A 14815-nucleotide genomic window follows, 5' to 3' on the forward strand; every position below is an offset into this window, starting at 1 on the left:
GACTGGCTGCGCGCGCTGCCGGGCGAGCACGATCTGGCGCGCGAGATCGAGGCGCTCTGCACGACGCATGACGTCGACATGGCCGCGCTGTGCCGCAGCCTCTGCCTGTCCTGGGCCGAGGTGAAGACATTCGCCGCCGATCCGCTGGTCACGATCGGCGCGCACAGCGTCAGTCATTGCAATCTCGCCAAGCTGGCGGAAGACATCGCCGCGCAAGAATTGGCCACGAGCCGCGCGCGGATCGAGCAGGCGCTGGAGCGTCCCGTGTTGCATCTCGCCTATCCCTATGGCGACCGCGAGGCGGCGGGGATGCGCGAATTCGGCCTTGCTGCAACGGCGGGCTTCAAGACCGCGGTGACGACGCGGCCCGGCATGCTGTTCCCGGACAATGCCGGCCAGATGACCGCGCTGCCGCGCGTCTCGCTCAACGGCAACTACCAGGACCCGCGCATCCTGCCGGTGCTGACCTCGGGCGCGGCGACCGCGATGTGGAACGGTTTCCGCCGGATCGCGGCGGCGTAGGCGCTCCAATCTCCGCTGTCGTCCCTGCCTAGTGCGCAATTGCGCACGGGCGCATGGACCCATACCGCGGAATTTATCGATTGCGGTTGGTAGAAGTACCGAACGCCGAATCTTCGCCAAACTGCTCCCTGGGGTTATGGGTCCCCGTGCCCGTGCGCAATTGCGCACTAGGTGGGGACGACACCGCGTAGGTCGTTCCGCCGTCGCGCCGCACTGGCGCCTTCCTTGACTCCCCTCCCCTCCCCGCTCAAAACAACGCCAAACCAAGGGAGGCCTCATGTTCAACGACCTGTTCTCGCTCAAAGGCCGCGTCGCGCTGGTGACCGGCGGCTCGCGCGGCATCGGCAAGATGATTGCGGCGGGATTTCTCAGTGCCGGCGCCGCAAAGGTCTACATCACCGCGCGCAAGGCCGGACCGTGCGAAGCGACCGCCAAGGAGCTCACCGCGCAATATGACGGCGAATGCATCGCGCTGCCGATCGACATCTCCACCGTCGAAGGTTGCGACAGGCTCGCAGGGGAAATCATCAAGCTGGAGCCGAAGCTCGACATCCTCGTCAACAATGCGGGGGCTGCCTGGGGCGCCGAGTTCGACGAATTCCCCGAAAGCGGCTGGGACAAGGTGATGGACCTCAACGTCAAGTCGCTGTTCTTCCTGACCAAGGCCCTGGCGAAACCGCTGCGCGCGGCCGCAGGCGCAGAACGTCCGGCGAAGGTGATCAACATCGCCTCGGTCGACGGTATCTTCGTCAATCCGGGCGAGACCTATTCTTACGCCGCCAGCAAGGCCGCCGTGATCCATCTGACGCGGCGCATGGCGACGAAACTCATCAAGGACAACATCAACGTCACCGCCATCGCGCCGGGCGCATTCAAGTCCGACATGAACCGGGCCGCGCGCGACCATTCGGACGAGGTCGCAAAGCGCATTCCGGCGCGGCGGATCGGGACCGACGAGGATATGGCTGGGCTGGCGATCTATCTCGCCTCGCGTGCGGGCGATTACGTGGTCGGCAACACCATCGCGGTGGATGGCGGCGTGGTGTATGCCAATGCCGGGCTGGAGATCGCGGGGTAGGTCCCCGCTTCAAGCTCGGCTGTCATGCCCCGGCTTGACCGGGGCATCCAGTACGCCGCGCCGTCTCGGTTTAACAACGACAGCCTCTGGAATACTGGATCGCCCGGTCAAGCCGGGCGATGACACCATTTGCCTTGCGAGAGCGTCGAAGCCCGACGCTACGACTCGATCTTCACGTATTCGAAATCGCCGGGCTTGTTGTCGATGCCGACTTTCGGCGGCGAGATCCAGGAGGCGAACTTGCCGCTTTCGGTGACGGGCTGCATCAGGGAGGTGATGAAGTCGCCGTCGGCCGTCGAGGGCAGCCATTCGTCCTTGCGCTTCGCCCAGGTGGCATCGTCGATCAACAGGCCGTCCGGCGTCGCATGCACGTCCTTGAACTCGCCGATGTGGCGATGGAAGGCGACGTTGGGCAGCTTGAGCTGGAACTGATAGCCCGCGGTCGAGATCACCTTGTTCCAGCGCAGCATGCCCTTGACGCAATCCTGGCTGTAATCGTCGCGCAGGCGCATGTTGAGCGCGGTCAGCGCCGGTTCGTCGACCAGCTTGATCTCGCCGTCGATGAACTTCAGCACCGGATAGGTCGCGTTCTTGAGCTGGTGATCGTCGTCGATCTGGGTCTCGTGATAGCGGCCCTTGATGCCGGTGTTGAAGGCGTTGGCCGCGTTGGTCGAGACCTCCGAGCCGAACAGATCGAGCGACAGCGTGTAGTGCAGGTTCAGCTTCTTCTGGATGGTCGGAAGATCAATGACGCCGAGCGCGCGGACCTTGGCGATGTCGGTCGGATCGGTGATGCCGGCCTCGCGCATCGCATCGCAGGTGCGCTGCACGACGCGCGTGATGCCGGTCTCGCCGACGAACATGTGGTGGGCTTCTTCCGTCAGCATGAAGCGGCAGGTGCGCGACAGCGGATCGAAGCCGGACTGCGCGAGGCTGTGGAGCTGCATCTTGCCGTCGCGGTCGGTGAAATAGGTGAACATGAAGAAGGACAGCCAGTCCGGCGTCGCCTCGTTGAAGGCGCCCAGCATGCGCGGCGAATCGGCATCGCCGGAGCGACGGCGGAGCAAATCGTCGGCCTCTTCACGTCCGTCGCGGCCAAAATACTTCTGCAGCAGGTAGACCATCGCCCAGAGGTGACGGCCCTCTTCGACGTTGACCTGGAACAGATTGCGCATGTCGTAGAGCGAAGGCGCGGTCTTGCCGAGATGGCGCTGCTGCTCGACCGAGGCCGGCTCGGTGTCGCCCTGGATCACGATCAGGCGGCGCAGCATGGCGCGATATTCGCCCGGGACTTCCTGCCAGGCCGGCTCGCCATAATGCTCGCCGAACGGCACGACGCGGTTTTCTTCCTGTGGCGCAAGCAGGATGCCCCAGCGATAGTCGGGCATGCGGACATAGTCGAACTTGGCCCAGCCGCGCGGGTCAACGGAGTAAGCGGTACGCAGATAGACCAGTGATTCCTGGAAACCTTCCGGCCCCATGTCGCTCCACCAATCCATGTAGCCGGGATGCCAGCCCTCCAGCGCCTTCAGCACCTGGCGGTCCTCGGCGAGGTTCACGTTGTTGGGAATCTTGGTCGAGTAGTCGACGTTCATGATGTTCATGTTCATGTGGACCTCCCGTGGGGGACTAGCTCGTTTAAAGGGGCGAATGGCGAGTAGCGAATGGCGAATGAAAATCCCTATTCGCCATTCGCCACTCTCTACTCGCTAGACTCGCGTCATATCGAATTTCGGCTTCTGGCCGCTGCCGTAGCGGCGCAGCGCGCCTTCCTCGCCGACCGCGTTCGGGCGCTGGAAGATCCAGTTCTGCCAGGCGGTGAGGCGCGCGAAGATCTTTGATTCCATCGTCTCGGGGCCGACGAAGCGCAGGCTCGCTTCCATGCCGGTGAGACTGTCAGGCGAGAAGCTGGCGCGCTCCTCGAGAAACACACGAACCTCGTCGTCCCAGTCGATGTCGTCGAGCGCGAAGGTGACGAGGCCGAGCTCTTCCGCCTGCTCGGCGTCGAGCGAGGTGCCGAGCGTCGCTTCCGCGCGCTCCACATCGGCCGGATCGGCCTGGAAGCGCGATTGCAGCCGCGTCAGGCCATGGCTCATCGGATAGGGGCCGAAATTCATCGCGGAGAGCTCGATCGACGGCGGCGGACGATTGTCCCCCTGGCGCGTCCCGATCAGCATGTAGGAGCGGTCGGCGGCGAAGACGAGCTCGGCCAGCGTGCCGGCAAAGCAGGAGCCGGGCTCGACCAGCGTCACCAGCGTGCGCGAGGTGACGTCGATGCGCTTGAGCACGCGCTTCCAGTAATGACGGATCTCGTTGACCAGCCAGTGCGCCTTGTTGGTTTCGAGAAAGGCATCGCAGGCCAGCACATGGGCACGGTCGCCATGGCTCTTGAACACCAGCATGGCGATCTCGAGCTCGTTGATGCGCAGATGCAGGATGGCGTCGTCGATCTCGCGCGCCACTTGCAACGGCCAGAACGAAGCCCCCTGCGCCATCATGCCGTCGATGTCGGCCGGCGGCGCGGCCTCGGGCGCCTTGATCGAGATGGTGGCGATGCGGGCCGTGCGATCGATATCGACCGTGACGAAGCCATAACGCATGCTGGTCTGGTCGATCACACGCTTGACCGGCGTCAGCGCGATGCCCTTGCCGCTGCCCTTGCGCTTCGATTGGCCTGCAAATTCCCTGGCGCGCTCGGCGATCTTGGCCTCGAGCTTCGAGTTCGGCGCGATCTCGTCGACGAGGCGCCATTGCACGGCGCGCTTGCCCTTCACGCCCTCCTCGATGGTGCAGAAGAAATCGGCGTGGTCGCGGCGCACCTTGCGCTTGTCGACGACGCGGGTGAGACCGCCGGTGCCCGGCAGCACCGCGAGCAGCGGCACTTCGGGCAAGGCGACGGCAGAGGCGCCGTCATCGGCGAGGATGATGTGGTCGGTCGCGAGCGCCAGCTCGTAGCCGCCACCGGCGGCCGAGCCGTTCACCACGGTGATGAAGCGCTGGCCGGAATTCTCCGAGGAGTCTTCCATGCCGTTGCGGGTCTCGTTGGTGAACTTGCAGAAATTGACCTTGTGGGCATGCGTCGAGCCCGCGAGCATGCGGATGTTGGCGCCAGCGCAGAACACGCGGTTCTTGGCCGAGCGCATCACCACGACCTTCACTTCCGGGTGCTCGAAGCGCAGCCGCTGCACCGCATCCGCAAGCTCGATGTCGACGCCGAGATCATAGGAATTGAGCTTGAGCAGGTAGCCCTCGAACAGGCCGCCGTTCTCGTCGACGTCCATGGTCAGCGTCGCGACGTCGCCCTCGACCGCCAGCTTCCAATGCTTGTAGCGGGACGGTTCGGTCTGGAAATCGATGAATGTCGCGCCGCCTGCGAGGCGCCGATCTTCCCCGGCCATGGGTCATCCCTGAGCTTGATTATGCATGATCGCCGTAGCGTTAGATGCACAATAGTGCATCTTTTTGAGCGCGTCTACCCCTTAACCGGGCTCACATGCATTTTGTTTCATGGCGCCTCAGGACCGCACGATGGCCCCGAGTGCGATCCAGTCCGCCTTGGAGAGTTGGGGACGGCCGAGCTTGGCCTGGAGCAGCGCGATCAGGGCCGGGACAGGGAAGGTCTCGACGAAGCCATCGCCGGCCGCAGCCGCCTTGCGCGAGCTCAGTGCCATCAGCTCCGCCAGCGCATCGCCGAACAAGCGCGCGGCCGAATGCGACCTTTGCATACGCAGCCGCAAATTCGCGTTGGCGATGTGGATGCAGGCACGCAGCAGAATGCGTTCGCGGCCGCTCTGCGGGGCTGCGGCCCACACTGTCTCCAGCACTTCCTGTGCTTCCCAGAAATAGCCGCGGTCGTTGAGCGCAAGCCCGTAGCGCAGCGCCGGATGGCGCGCCGGCACGTAGCCGCGGAAGGCCGATGGCACCATCGCCTTGGCCAAACAAAGCGTCTCGGAATCCGCATCAGCCGCGCCGGGCTCTCCCGGGACATAGGCCCATTGCGGCCACGGCAACGGGCCGGTCGCATGTGAAGGCACCTTCATAAATGTGCCTCCGCATGGTCATGCGGCGCGTACCCCGAGTCCCTGATCATCGCGCAGGGCCGCTTTTGCAAATTGCTCAATTGCGTCAAGCGTCGCCCCCGGCGCTTCACGATGCGGGGAATGGCCCGCGTCTGAAATGACTTTAATATCTACCGGGCAATAACACTCTTCCTGCGCAATTTCGACCTGGCGCAGTGTCCCATATTGGTCGTTCTCGCCCTGCAGGACCATGATGGGTACGCGGATATAGGCGAGATATTCCGAGATGTCCCAGTCGCGGAACTTCGGGTCGAGCCAAGCGCCGTTCCAGCCGTAAAAGGCATTGTCGACGTCCTTGTGCCAGCGCGCGAGCTTGGGCTTGAGATCCGTGGTCTCGAAGCTGGTCTTGATCGCGGCGATCGATGCGACCGAGATGTCCTCGACGATGAAATGCGGCGCGATCAGCGCAACGCCCTGAAGGCGGTGATCCTGACGTGAACCGGCATAGATTGCTGCGATCGAGGCGCCGTCGGAATGGCCGAGTAGCAGGCCGCGCCTGAAGCCGATTGCATCGAGCAGCTTCGGCAGCACGTCCAGCGCCTCACGCTGCATGTAGTCCAGCGGTCGCGGCAACACGGCGGGGCTCGACTGGCCGTAACCCGCACGCGAATAGAGGAAGACGCCAGCGCCGGTGGCAGCCTGGATCTTCTCCGGAAAGTCGCCCCACAGCCCGACCGAGCCGAGGCCTTCGTGCAGCATGACGATGGTGGGTGCGTCCGCGACCTCAGGCGCGAGCCATTTGTATTCGAGGCTGGCGTCGCCGATGCTGAGGAAGCCGGTGGGGGTGAGGTTGGTCATGCTGTCGTTCCCGTTCACTCCGTCATTCCGGACAGCTCGCAACGCGAGCTGATCCGGAATCTCGAGATTGTTTTGCGGCTCGAGATTCCGGGTTCGATGCTTCGCATCGCCCCGGAATGACGAGAGGTTAATTCGCGCCTTCCCGCAGCTTGAACCGCTGGATCTTGCCCGTGGCCGTTTTCGGCAGGGACTCCACCACATCGATCCAGCGCGGATATTTCCACGGGCCGATCTTCTGCTTGACGTGCTCCTTGAGCACCTCCTGCAACTCCGTCGTTGTCGCGCCGGGGCGCAGCACGACGAAGGCCTTTGGCTTCAGCAATCCTTCCGGATCGGCCTCGGGCACGACGGCGGCCTCCAGCACGGCAGGATGCGTGATCAGCGCGCTCTCGACCTCGAACGGCGAGACCCAGATGCCGGAGACCTTGAACATGTCGTCGGCGCGGCCGCAGAAGGTGTAGCGGCCCTCGGTGTCGCGGACATATTTGTCGCCGGTGCGGGTCCACGGTCCCTCGAAGGTACGGCGGCTCTTGTGGCGCTGGTTCCAGTAGCCTTCGCCGGCCGAGGGCGCATCGACCAGCAACTCGCCGACCTCGCCGTCGGCGACGTCCTCGCCGGCCTCGTTGACGAGCCGCACCGCATAGCCCGGCACCGGCTTGCCGGAAGAGCCGTATTTGATGTCGCCGGGCGCGTTCGACAGGAAGATGTGCAACAGCTCGGTCGAACCGACGCCGTCGAGAATGTCGACGCCGAAACGCGCCTTCCAGCTGTTGCCGACGGATTCCGGCAGCGCCTCGCCGGCCGAGGTGCAGATGCGCAAGGCCTTGCCGCCGCGCTCGCTCTTCATCGTCTCGTCGTTGAGCATCGCCGCGAACAGCGTCGGCACGCCATAGAAGATCGAGGGGTTGTAGCGGTTCATCAGATCGAACATGCGCGCCGGCGTCGGACGCTCGCTGTTCAGCACCACGGTGGCGCCGACCGACATCGGGAAGGTCAGCGCATTGCCGAGCCCATAGGCGAAAAACAGCTTTGCCGCGGAGAGACACACATCGCTCTCGCGGATGCCCAGCACCTGTTTGGCGTAGGTGTCCGCTGTCGCCTGCAAATTGGAATGGATGTGGCGCACGCCCTTGGGCATGCCGGTCGAGCCCGACGAATAGAGCCAGAACGCCGGCTCATCCGGATGCGTCACGGCGGTGGTGAATTGGTCGCTCTCGCCGGATATCTCCTCAGTGAGCTGCTTGTGGCCGTTCTGCTTGGCGCCGGACACCACCACATGCTCGAGATCGGGCATGCGGCCGACCACGTCCTTGATGACGGGATAGAGCGCCTCGGAGACGAACAGCACGCGCGCACGGCAGTCCGCGAGGATGTAGGCGTACTGGTCCGCGGTCAGCAGCGTGTTGAGCGGCACCGGCACGATGCCGGCGCGGATCGCGCCGAGGAACACGATCGGGAAGTCGACGGTATCCAGCATGATCATCGCCACGCGTTCCTCGCGGCGGACGCCGAGCCGGCGCAGCATGTTGGCGGCGCGGCGGCTGTCGCGCTGCAGTTCGCCATAGGTGAGCCGCGAGACGGTGTCGTCGAAAGCCAGCTTGTTGCCGCGGCCCTCCTCGACGTTCCGGTCGAGCAGCCAGGTCACCGCGTTATAGGATCCCTCGCTCACGGAGTTCTCTCCCGAATTTAGAATTATAATTCATAGAAAGACACTGCGGCGGCTTGCTGTCAATGCCAACAGGCATTATGTTTCATTAAAATGCGCCGCAGGACACCCTTCAAGAAGACATCCCTTAAAGAAGGCTCATGACCGACAGTCCCGACGCCGAATCCCAGTTCCTCGAAAAGCTCGGCCAGCGCGTGCGCACGATGCGCGCGCTGCGCGGCATGTCGCGCAAAGTGCTCGCCAAGGTATCAGGAATCTCGGAGCGCTACATCGCGCAGCTCGAGAGCGGCAAGGGCAATGTCTCCATCGTGCTGCTCCGCCGCGTCTCCGACGCGATGGGCGCACATCTCGAAGATCTGCTCCCCTCCGCCGATCCGACGCCGGACTGGCAGATGTTTCGCGATCTCTTGCGCAAGGCGACGCCTGCGCAGATTGCGCAGGCAAAGGACCTGCTCACTGGGGGCAGCGCAACCGCGCCGCGGCGCGCGCCGTTCTGCGGCATCGCGCTGATCGGCTTGCGCGGCGCCGGCAAATCGACACTCGGCAGGATGCTGGCGAAGAAGGTCGGCTGGAGTTTTGTCGAGCTCAACAAGGAGGTCGAGCAGCAGAACGGCCTCTCGGTCGCCGAGATCATCGCGCTCTACGGCCAGGAGGGCTTTCGCCGCATGGAGCAGGCGGCGCTGCAGCAGCTGCTCGCGCGCAACGAGCTGATGGTGCTGGCGACCGGCGGCGGAATCGTCTCCGAGCCGCTGACCTTCGACCAGATCCTGACCTCGTTCTACACGATCTGGCTGAAGGCCGAACCCGAGGAGCACATGGCCCGCGTCCGCCGCCAGGGCGATTTGCGCCCGATGGCGGACGATCGCTCCGCAATGGCGGAGCTGCGCAACATCTTGCTGAGCCGCGAGCCGCTGTATTCGCGCGCGACGGCGGTGGTGGATACCGCGGGGTTGTCGGTCGATGCGGCGGCCGCACGACTGATCGATGCAGTACGGCCGGTGCTGCAGAACGAAGCGCGCAGCTTCGGGCTGCGCAGCGTGGCGCTGTAGGGCGAGCTGCTAGCTCCGATATCCGCTACGTTCCCTCCCCCTTGCGGGCAGGGAGCGCAGCTGAGCACGCGGAAGCGCTTTGCATCCCTTTTCGTTTCGTCAATGCAGACGATATGAAGAGCCGCCAACTTCAGGAATTCAGGAATGACCTCCACCGAAATCACCACCTCCACGTTCGAGCGGATCGGTGGCAGTGCCACGATCGACGCCCTGGTCGACCGCTTCTACGAGCGCATGGACACGCTGCCCGAGGCACAGATCATCCGCGCCATGCATGCGGACGACCTCGGCCTGATCAGGGATGTGCTGAAGCGCTATCTCACCGAATGGACCGGCGGACCGCGGCTCTATACTCCCGAGAAGGGCCATCCGCGGCTGCGGCAGCGCCACATCGGCTTTGCCATCGGCGATGCCGAGCGCGACGCGTGGATGCTCTGCATGCGCGGCGCGATGGAGGAGACGATCACCGATGCCGCCGCGCGGCAGGACCTCGACAAGGCGCTGTCCGGCCTCGCGGACTGGATGCGCAACCGGTAACGGTGCCGTAGCCCGGATGAGCGCAGCGACATCCGGGACTCTGCGGCCGGCTGTCCCGGGTCTCGCTTCGCTCGCCCGGGCTACAAGGACTGCTTCACGACTTAGATCGACCAATAATTCGGATGCTGGTACGGCCGCGAGCGGTCGCCCCAATCGAATTCATCGCCGTCGACTTCGCAGGGACCGCTGCTCAATTGCTCCGGCGTCAGTTCGACCTGAAAGGCCTGACGTCCCGGATCATATTTCAAAGCGCTCCACTGCACGGGATAATGGTGATGGGTGCCCAGCAGCCTGCCGGTCTTGATCACGGCGTAGGCGACGGTCCCGCTCGCCTTGTCGAGCATCAATCGCTCGATCGTGCCGAGCTTCTTGCCGTCACACCCGTAGACGGTGACGTGCTCGACGCGATCACTGGGAACCATGGTGTGTTGCATGGCGTCCTCCCTGATCTCTTGTGCTTTGCGACCATTATAGCACCGGTTTCGGGGCGGCGGGAATGCGGCCGAGCCCGGATAAGCGAAGCGACATCCGGGCCGCTTCGCGACAAGTTCCCGGTCTCGCTTCGCTCACCCGGGCAACAGCAGCTGATCTACTCTACGATCCCCGCGCGGATCGTTCTCCGAACACTGCCCGGTACCAGGGCGTCTGTGGATCGCGAAACCAGACACGATTTTTTGTCGTCTCGAATTTTGCCAATTGCTTCATATCGACGCCATAGCGACGGCAGAGCGCAAGAAATTGTCTGAGGTCGTCGTTTCCGGGCCGACGCTTTAACCGAACAACCAGACCCCGATTGCCATCGCCCTCGCAACTCTGCACGCACGGGATTCGCGTCAACCATTCAAAGAATGCTCTCTCATCATTGAGATGATAGAACTTCACACCCGTATCCATATGCGTCAGCGTAAGAAGAGGTGTGCTTTTCACGCCGTTTTTCATAGCAACCTGTCCCTTACATTCTCCGCACCTTCCCGCAACAACGGCAGGAAACGATCGATCAATTCCTGTTCCGGCACGCGATCGACATGGGCGCCCATGTTGATGGCGGCGACGATCACGCCGTCGTAGCGGCGCACCGGGACCGAGATCGAGCGGAAATGCGGCTCGGCCTCGCGGTCGACCAGGGAATAGCCTTGCGCGCGGTCGGCCGCGATGCGCGCGAGCAGCGCCTTCGCATCCGTCACCGTCTGCGGCGTCAGTGCCTCCCCCGTCATCGCCGTCAGGCGCGCGGCAAGCTCAGCATCGTCGAGCTGGCCGAGCATGGCGCGGCCGACCGAGGTGCAGAAGGACGGCAGGCGGTAGCCGATCTCCAGCCCGCCCGAGAACACCCGCGCCGGGCTGCCACGGGCAATGAAAACGACGTCATCGCCGTCGAGCACGGCGAGCGAAGAGATTTCGTTGGCTGCCGTCGCGACGCGATCAAGCACCGGCTGAAGCACCGCGACGAGCTGATTGGAGCGCAGATAGGACGCTGCCAGCGTCAATACATGCGGCGTCAGCGAGAACAGCTTTCCATCACCGGAGACGTAGCCGCCGCGCTGCAGCGTGAACAGCATGCGCCGGGCCGTCGCGCGCGGCAGATCGGCGGCACGGGCGAGATCGCTCAGCGTCATCGGGCCTGCCGTGGTGCCGAAGCATTGCAGCAGGCGCAGGCCACGATCGAGGCTCTCGACGAAATCCGTCGCGCGCTCCTCGCTCTCGTTCCGCTTCAGCTTGGGCATATGGAGGGACAATCCTGCAAAATAGTGCTTGCTGGCGGGTCAAGTCATGTCATAATTCGCCCATTCGTTCAATAGGCGAACAATTGCCACTCCATAAGGGATGCTACTGCCATGATGAGCCAGGAGCAGAACGACCTGATCACCCGCACCGGACCGAAGGACCCTTGCGGCAAGCTGATGCGGAGCTACTGGCAGCCGGCGGCGCTGGTGGATGAGCTGGAGGGCGCGCGGCCGATCCGTCCCGTCAAACTGCTCGGCGAGAATTTGGTGCTGTTCCGCGACGAGAGCGGACGCTACGGCCTGATCGACCGCCACTGCGCGCATCGCGGCGCCGACCTTGCCTTCGGACGGTTGGAGCATGGAGGATTGCGCTGCGCCTTCCATGGCTGGCTGTTCGATGCCAACGGCCAATGCATCGAGACGCCGGCCGAGCCGAAGGATTCGAAGCTTTGCCAGAACATCCGGCAGCGCTCCTATCCCGTGATCGAAAAGAGCGGCATCCTCTGGGCTTATCTTGGCGAGGGCGCCCCGCCCGCATTCCCGGAGATCGATTGCTTCGTCGCGCCTGATACTCACACCTTCGCGTTCAAGGGCCACATGGCCTGCAACTGGCTGCAGGCGCTCGAAGTCGGCATCGATCCCGCGCACGCCTCCTATCTGCACCGTTTCTTCGAGGACGAGGACACCTCCACCGCTTACGGCAAGCAGTTTCGCGGTGCCTCGGCCGGCAGCGATCTGCCGATGACGAAGATCCTGCGCGAGTACGACCGCCCGATCATCAATGTCGAGCACACCGAATACGGCCTGCGGCTGATTGCGCTGCGCGAGATCGACGAGGAGCGCACCCATGTGCGCGTCACCAACCAGCTGTTCCCGCACGGCTTCGTCATTCCCATGAGCACGGAGATGACGATCACGCAATGGCACGTGCCTGTCGATGACGAGAACTGCTACTGGTACGCGATCTTCACCAGCTACACGAACCCGGTCGACAAGAAGAAGATGCGCGATCAGCGGCTCGAGCTCTATGAGCTGCCCGACTACGTCTCGCGCAAGAACAGAGCTAACGATTACGGCTTCGATCCGCACGAGCAGCAGACCGCGACCTATACCGGCATGGGCACCGACATCAACGTCCACGACCAGTGGGCGGTGGAATCGATGGGCGCGATCCAGGACCGCACCAAGGAGCATCTCGGTTCGAGCGACAAAGCGATCGTGCAATACCGCCGCCTGCTGCGGCAGGAGATCGAAAAGGTTTCGGGCGGCGAGAAGCCGATGCTGCATCTCGACGAGGCCAATGCGCGTAGCATCCAGGGCCCCGCGACCATGGACGGCATCGGCCCGACGCGGGGCTGGGAGACCTACTGGATGGAGGTCGACGTCAAGCGCCGCCGCGGTGCGCCATGGACCGCGCCGGTGCCGAAGGAGATCGCCGACAACGTGCACAAGCTGACGGCGGCGGAGTGACGCGCGTGCACCGAACCGGTAGGGTGGGCAAAGGCGCAAAGCGCCGTGCCCACCATGCTTTCGCTCGGATGATAGAGGTGGTGGGCACGCTTCGCTTTGCCCACTCTACGGCAGCGGAGTGAATGTGAAGGTCTATCCTCGTCATTGCGAGCGCAGCGAAGCAATCCAGAAATGCATCTGCGGAAAGACTCTGGATTGCTTCGCTGCGCTCGCAATGGCGGAGAACGTGGCAAGCGTCTTGCCCCCGTCGATCATCGTGACTGAGGAGCAACCAAAGTGACTTTCGTCGCGCGTCATGCGCTGTGGTCGGATGAGCAGAAGGACGCCGCAGCGCGCATGCGGCGCATCGTCGAGGAAAAGAATCTCGAGGTCATCCGCCTCGCCTTCCCCGACCAGCACGGTATCTTGCGCGGCAAGACCATCATCGCCTCCGAGGCGATCGCCTCGCTGGAGAGCGGCTGCTCCATCACCACCACCATGCTCGCCAAGGACACCTCGCACCGCACGGTGTTTCCGGTGTTCACCGTGGGCGGCGGCTTCGGCATGAAGGAGATGGAGGGCGCGGCCGACGTGTTGATGGTCGCCGATCCCACCACGTTTCGCGTCTTGCCCTGGGCGCCGACCACGGGCTGGGTGCTGTGCGACCTCTACTTCAATGACGGCCGCCCGGTGCCGTTCGCGACGCGCTCGCTCTTTCGCAAGGTGCTCGACGAGCTCGCCAGCCGCGACCACGACTTCGTCGCCGGGCTCGAGGTCGAATTCCACATCTTCAAGCTCGACGACGCGCATATGCGGCCCGAGGATGCCGGTCAACCCGGCACGCCGCCCTCGGTGAGCCTGCTCAGCCATGGCTATCAATACCTCACCGAGCAGCGCTTCGATCAGATGGAGCCGGTGCTGGAAATTCTCCGCCGCGACATCGTCGCGCTCGGCCTGCCCTTGCGCTCGGTCGAGGTCGAGTTCGGACCGAGCCAGTGCGAATTCACCTTCGCGCCGAGGAAGGGGCTCGAGCCCGCCGACAACATGGTGCTGTTTCGGAGCGCCGTGAAGCAGATCGCGCGCCGCCACGGCTATCACGCCACCTTCATGTGCCGGCCGAAGCTGCCGAACCTGTTCGCCAGCGGCTGGCACCTGCATCAGTCGATCGTCTCGCGTGCGAGCGGCGAGAACCTGTTCATGGCCAAGGAGTCGGCCAAGGACGGTGGCGAGCCACTCAGCGAGTTCGGCAAAGCATACCTCGCCGGCCTGCTCGACCATGCCCGCGCATCGACATTGTTCACCACGCCGACCATCAACGGCTACAAGCGCTACCGCTCCTATTCGCTGGCACCGGACCGCGCGATCTGGGGCCGCGACAATCGCGGCGTGATGATCCGCGTGCTCGGTGGCGCCAATGATGCCGCAACGCGCCTCGAAAACCGCATCGGCGAGCCCGCCGCCAATCCCTATCTCTACATGGCTTCGCAGATCCTCTCAGGCCTCGACGGCGTCGACCGCAAGCTCGACCCGGGCCCCTCGGCCGACACGCCCTACGAGACCAAGGCGCCGCTGCTGCCGAAGAGCTTGCGCGATGCCGTCGCCGCGCTGAAGGACGATCCCTTCTTCCGCGAGAAGCTAGGAGCCGAGTTCGTCGACTACTACACCCACATCAAGAACGCCGAAATCGATCGCTTCCTATCCGAGGTGACCGACTGGGAGCACCGCGAATATTTCGAAATCTTCTGAGCGGCAACCAGCCCCGATCATTCCGCACGCGGTAGCGGCGTGAAGCCGAATCCGCCTCCGGTCGCAAGGGCAAACGCGTTCGAGACCGGGCCAGTCGCCATGCGGGGATCCGGCCCGTTGCTCGACGTGTGCGAGCCGGCCCGTGTCACGCCCGCGCGCAGCGCCGAATT

The 14815-nt window shown here is 63.9% G+C and carries 14 protein-coding genes; 6 read left to right on the forward strand and 8 right to left on the reverse strand.

Annotated elements, in window-relative coordinates:
* Both MOV74_RS15100 and MOV74_RS15105 read left to right on the forward strand, forming a co-directional pair.
* Nucleotides 1-522: polysaccharide deacetylase family protein (locus MOV74_RS15100; RefSeq protein WP_246923428.1), on the forward strand; the 522-nt coding region annotated here is incomplete at its 5' end.
* A 277-nt stretch (nt 523-799) separates the two neighbouring features.
* Complete coding sequence (locus MOV74_RS15105; protein ID WP_246923432.1) at nt 800-1600, forward strand: SDR family oxidoreductase; 801 nt, start codon at nt 800-802, stop codon at nt 1598-1600.
* A 158-nt stretch (nt 1601-1758) separates the two neighbouring features.
* Here the strand turns inward: MOV74_RS15105 and boxB are convergent, their stop codons facing one another.
* From boxB to MOV74_RS15130, 5 genes are all read right to left on the reverse strand, one after another.
* A complete protein-coding gene (boxB, locus tag MOV74_RS15110) occupies nt 1759-3210 on the reverse strand; it encodes a benzoyl-CoA 2,3-epoxidase subunit BoxB (protein ID WP_246923435.1) in 1452 nt (483 codons plus the stop codon).
* A 99-nt stretch (nt 3211-3309) separates the two neighbouring features.
* Nucleotides 3310-4998, reverse strand: coding sequence for a 2,3-epoxybenzoyl-CoA dihydrolase (gene boxC / locus MOV74_RS15115; protein WP_246923440.1), 1689 nt, complete (start codon nt 4996-4998; stop codon nt 3310-3312).
* A 117-nt stretch (nt 4999-5115) separates the two neighbouring features.
* Nucleotides 5116-5640, reverse strand: coding sequence for a DUF309 domain-containing protein (locus tag MOV74_RS15120; protein ID WP_246923443.1), 525 nt, complete (start codon nt 5638-5640; stop codon nt 5116-5118).
* A gap of 18 nt (nt 5641-5658) precedes the next feature.
* The gene (locus MOV74_RS15125; RefSeq protein ID WP_246923448.1) at nt 5659-6477 is read right to left on the reverse strand and encodes an alpha/beta fold hydrolase; all 819 of its coding nucleotides are present in this window, start codon (nt 6475-6477) and stop codon (nt 5659-5661) included.
* Between the two features lie 127 nt (nt 6478-6604).
* A complete protein-coding gene (locus MOV74_RS15130) occupies nt 6605-8146 on the reverse strand; it encodes a benzoate-CoA ligase family protein (protein WP_246923450.1) in 1542 nt (513 codons plus the stop codon).
* A gap of 137 nt (nt 8147-8283) precedes the next feature.
* On the opposite strand from MOV74_RS15130, the gene MOV74_RS15135 reads away from it, so the two are divergent.
* Nucleotides 8284-9192 carry a helix-turn-helix transcriptional regulator gene (locus tag MOV74_RS15135; RefSeq protein WP_246923454.1) on the forward strand — a complete coding sequence of 303 codons (909 nt, stop codon included), beginning with the start codon at nt 8284-8286 and terminating at the stop codon, nt 9190-9192.
* Between the two features lie 144 nt (nt 9193-9336).
* Complete coding sequence (locus MOV74_RS15140) at nt 9337-9729, forward strand: group II truncated hemoglobin (RefSeq protein ID WP_246923459.1); 393 nt, start codon at nt 9337-9339, stop codon at nt 9727-9729.
* A 101-nt stretch (nt 9730-9830) separates the two neighbouring features.
* Here the strand turns inward: MOV74_RS15140 and MOV74_RS15145 are convergent, their stop codons facing one another.
* From MOV74_RS15145 to MOV74_RS15155, 3 genes are all read right to left on the reverse strand, one after another.
* On the reverse strand, nt 9831-10163 hold the full coding sequence (locus MOV74_RS15145; protein ID WP_246923463.1) for a PRC-barrel domain-containing protein: 333 nt from the start codon (nt 10161-10163) through the stop codon (nt 9831-9833).
* Between the two features lie 160 nt (nt 10164-10323).
* On the reverse strand, nt 10324-10668 hold the full coding sequence (locus tag MOV74_RS15150; protein WP_246923467.1) for a hypothetical protein: 345 nt from the start codon (nt 10666-10668) through the stop codon (nt 10324-10326).
* Complete coding sequence (locus tag MOV74_RS15155) at nt 10665-11450, reverse strand: IclR family transcriptional regulator C-terminal domain-containing protein (protein WP_246923471.1); 786 nt, start codon at nt 11448-11450, stop codon at nt 10665-10667. Before MOV74_RS15155 ends, MOV74_RS15150 begins: the two co-directional genes overlap by 4 nt.
* A 111-nt stretch (nt 11451-11561) precedes the next feature.
* On the opposite strand from MOV74_RS15155, the gene MOV74_RS15160 reads away from it, so the two are divergent.
* Together MOV74_RS15160 and MOV74_RS15165 are read left to right on the forward strand one after the other, a co-directional pair.
* Nucleotides 11562-12920: an aromatic ring-hydroxylating dioxygenase subunit alpha gene (locus tag MOV74_RS15160; protein ID WP_246923474.1), complete on the forward strand. Its 1359-nt coding sequence runs from the start codon at nt 11562-11564 to the stop codon at nt 12918-12920.
* 276 nt (nt 12921-13196) lie between these two features.
* Entirely contained in the window at nt 13197-14645 is a 1449-nt protein-coding gene (locus tag MOV74_RS15165; RefSeq protein WP_246923478.1) for a glutamine synthetase family protein, read from the forward strand.
* Nucleotides 14646-14815 lie beyond the last annotated feature (170 nt).

Origin of the sequence: Bradyrhizobium sp. SHOUNA76, assembly GCF_023006445.1 — a bacterium.
In the GTDB taxonomy this organism is placed as follows: domain Bacteria; phylum Pseudomonadota; class Alphaproteobacteria; order Rhizobiales; family Xanthobacteraceae; genus Bradyrhizobium.

Bases quoted from the DNA above. Each gene is read 5' to 3' on its own strand.
- boxB (WP_246923435.1), bottom strand. From the start codon at position 3,210: ATGAACATGAACATCATGAACGTCGACTACTCGACCAAGATTCCCAAC.
- MOV74_RS15120 (WP_246923443.1), bottom strand. From the start codon at position 5,640: ATGAAGGTGCCTTCACATGCGACCGGCCCGTTGCCGTGGCCGCAATGG.
- MOV74_RS15155 (WP_246923471.1), bottom strand. From the start codon at position 11,450: ATGCCCAAGCTGAAGCGGAACGAGAGCGAGGAGCGCGCGACGGATTTC.
- MOV74_RS15145 (WP_246923463.1), bottom strand. From the start codon at position 10,163: ATGCAACACACCATGGTTCCCAGTGATCGCGTCGAGCACGTCACCGTC.
- MOV74_RS15105 (WP_246923432.1), top strand. From the start codon at position 800: ATGTTCAACGACCTGTTCTCGCTCAAAGGCCGCGTCGCGCTGGTGACC.
- MOV74_RS15135 (WP_246923454.1), top strand. From the start codon at position 8,284: ATGACCGACAGTCCCGACGCCGAATCCCAGTTCCTCGAAAAGCTCGGC.
- boxC (WP_246923440.1), bottom strand. From the start codon at position 4,998: ATGGCCGGGGAAGATCGGCGCCTCGCAGGCGGCGCGACATTCATCGAT.
- MOV74_RS15150 (WP_246923467.1), bottom strand. From the start codon at position 10,668: ATGAAAAACGGCGTGAAAAGCACACCTCTTCTTACGCTGACGCATATG.
- MOV74_RS15125 (WP_246923448.1), bottom strand. From the start codon at position 6,477: ATGACCAACCTCACCCCCACCGGCTTCCTCAGCATCGGCGACGCCAGC.
- MOV74_RS15140 (WP_246923459.1), top strand. From the start codon at position 9,337: ATGACCTCCACCGAAATCACCACCTCCACGTTCGAGCGGATCGGTGGC.
- MOV74_RS15160 (WP_246923474.1), top strand. From the start codon at position 11,562: ATGATGAGCCAGGAGCAGAACGACCTGATCACCCGCACCGGACCGAAG.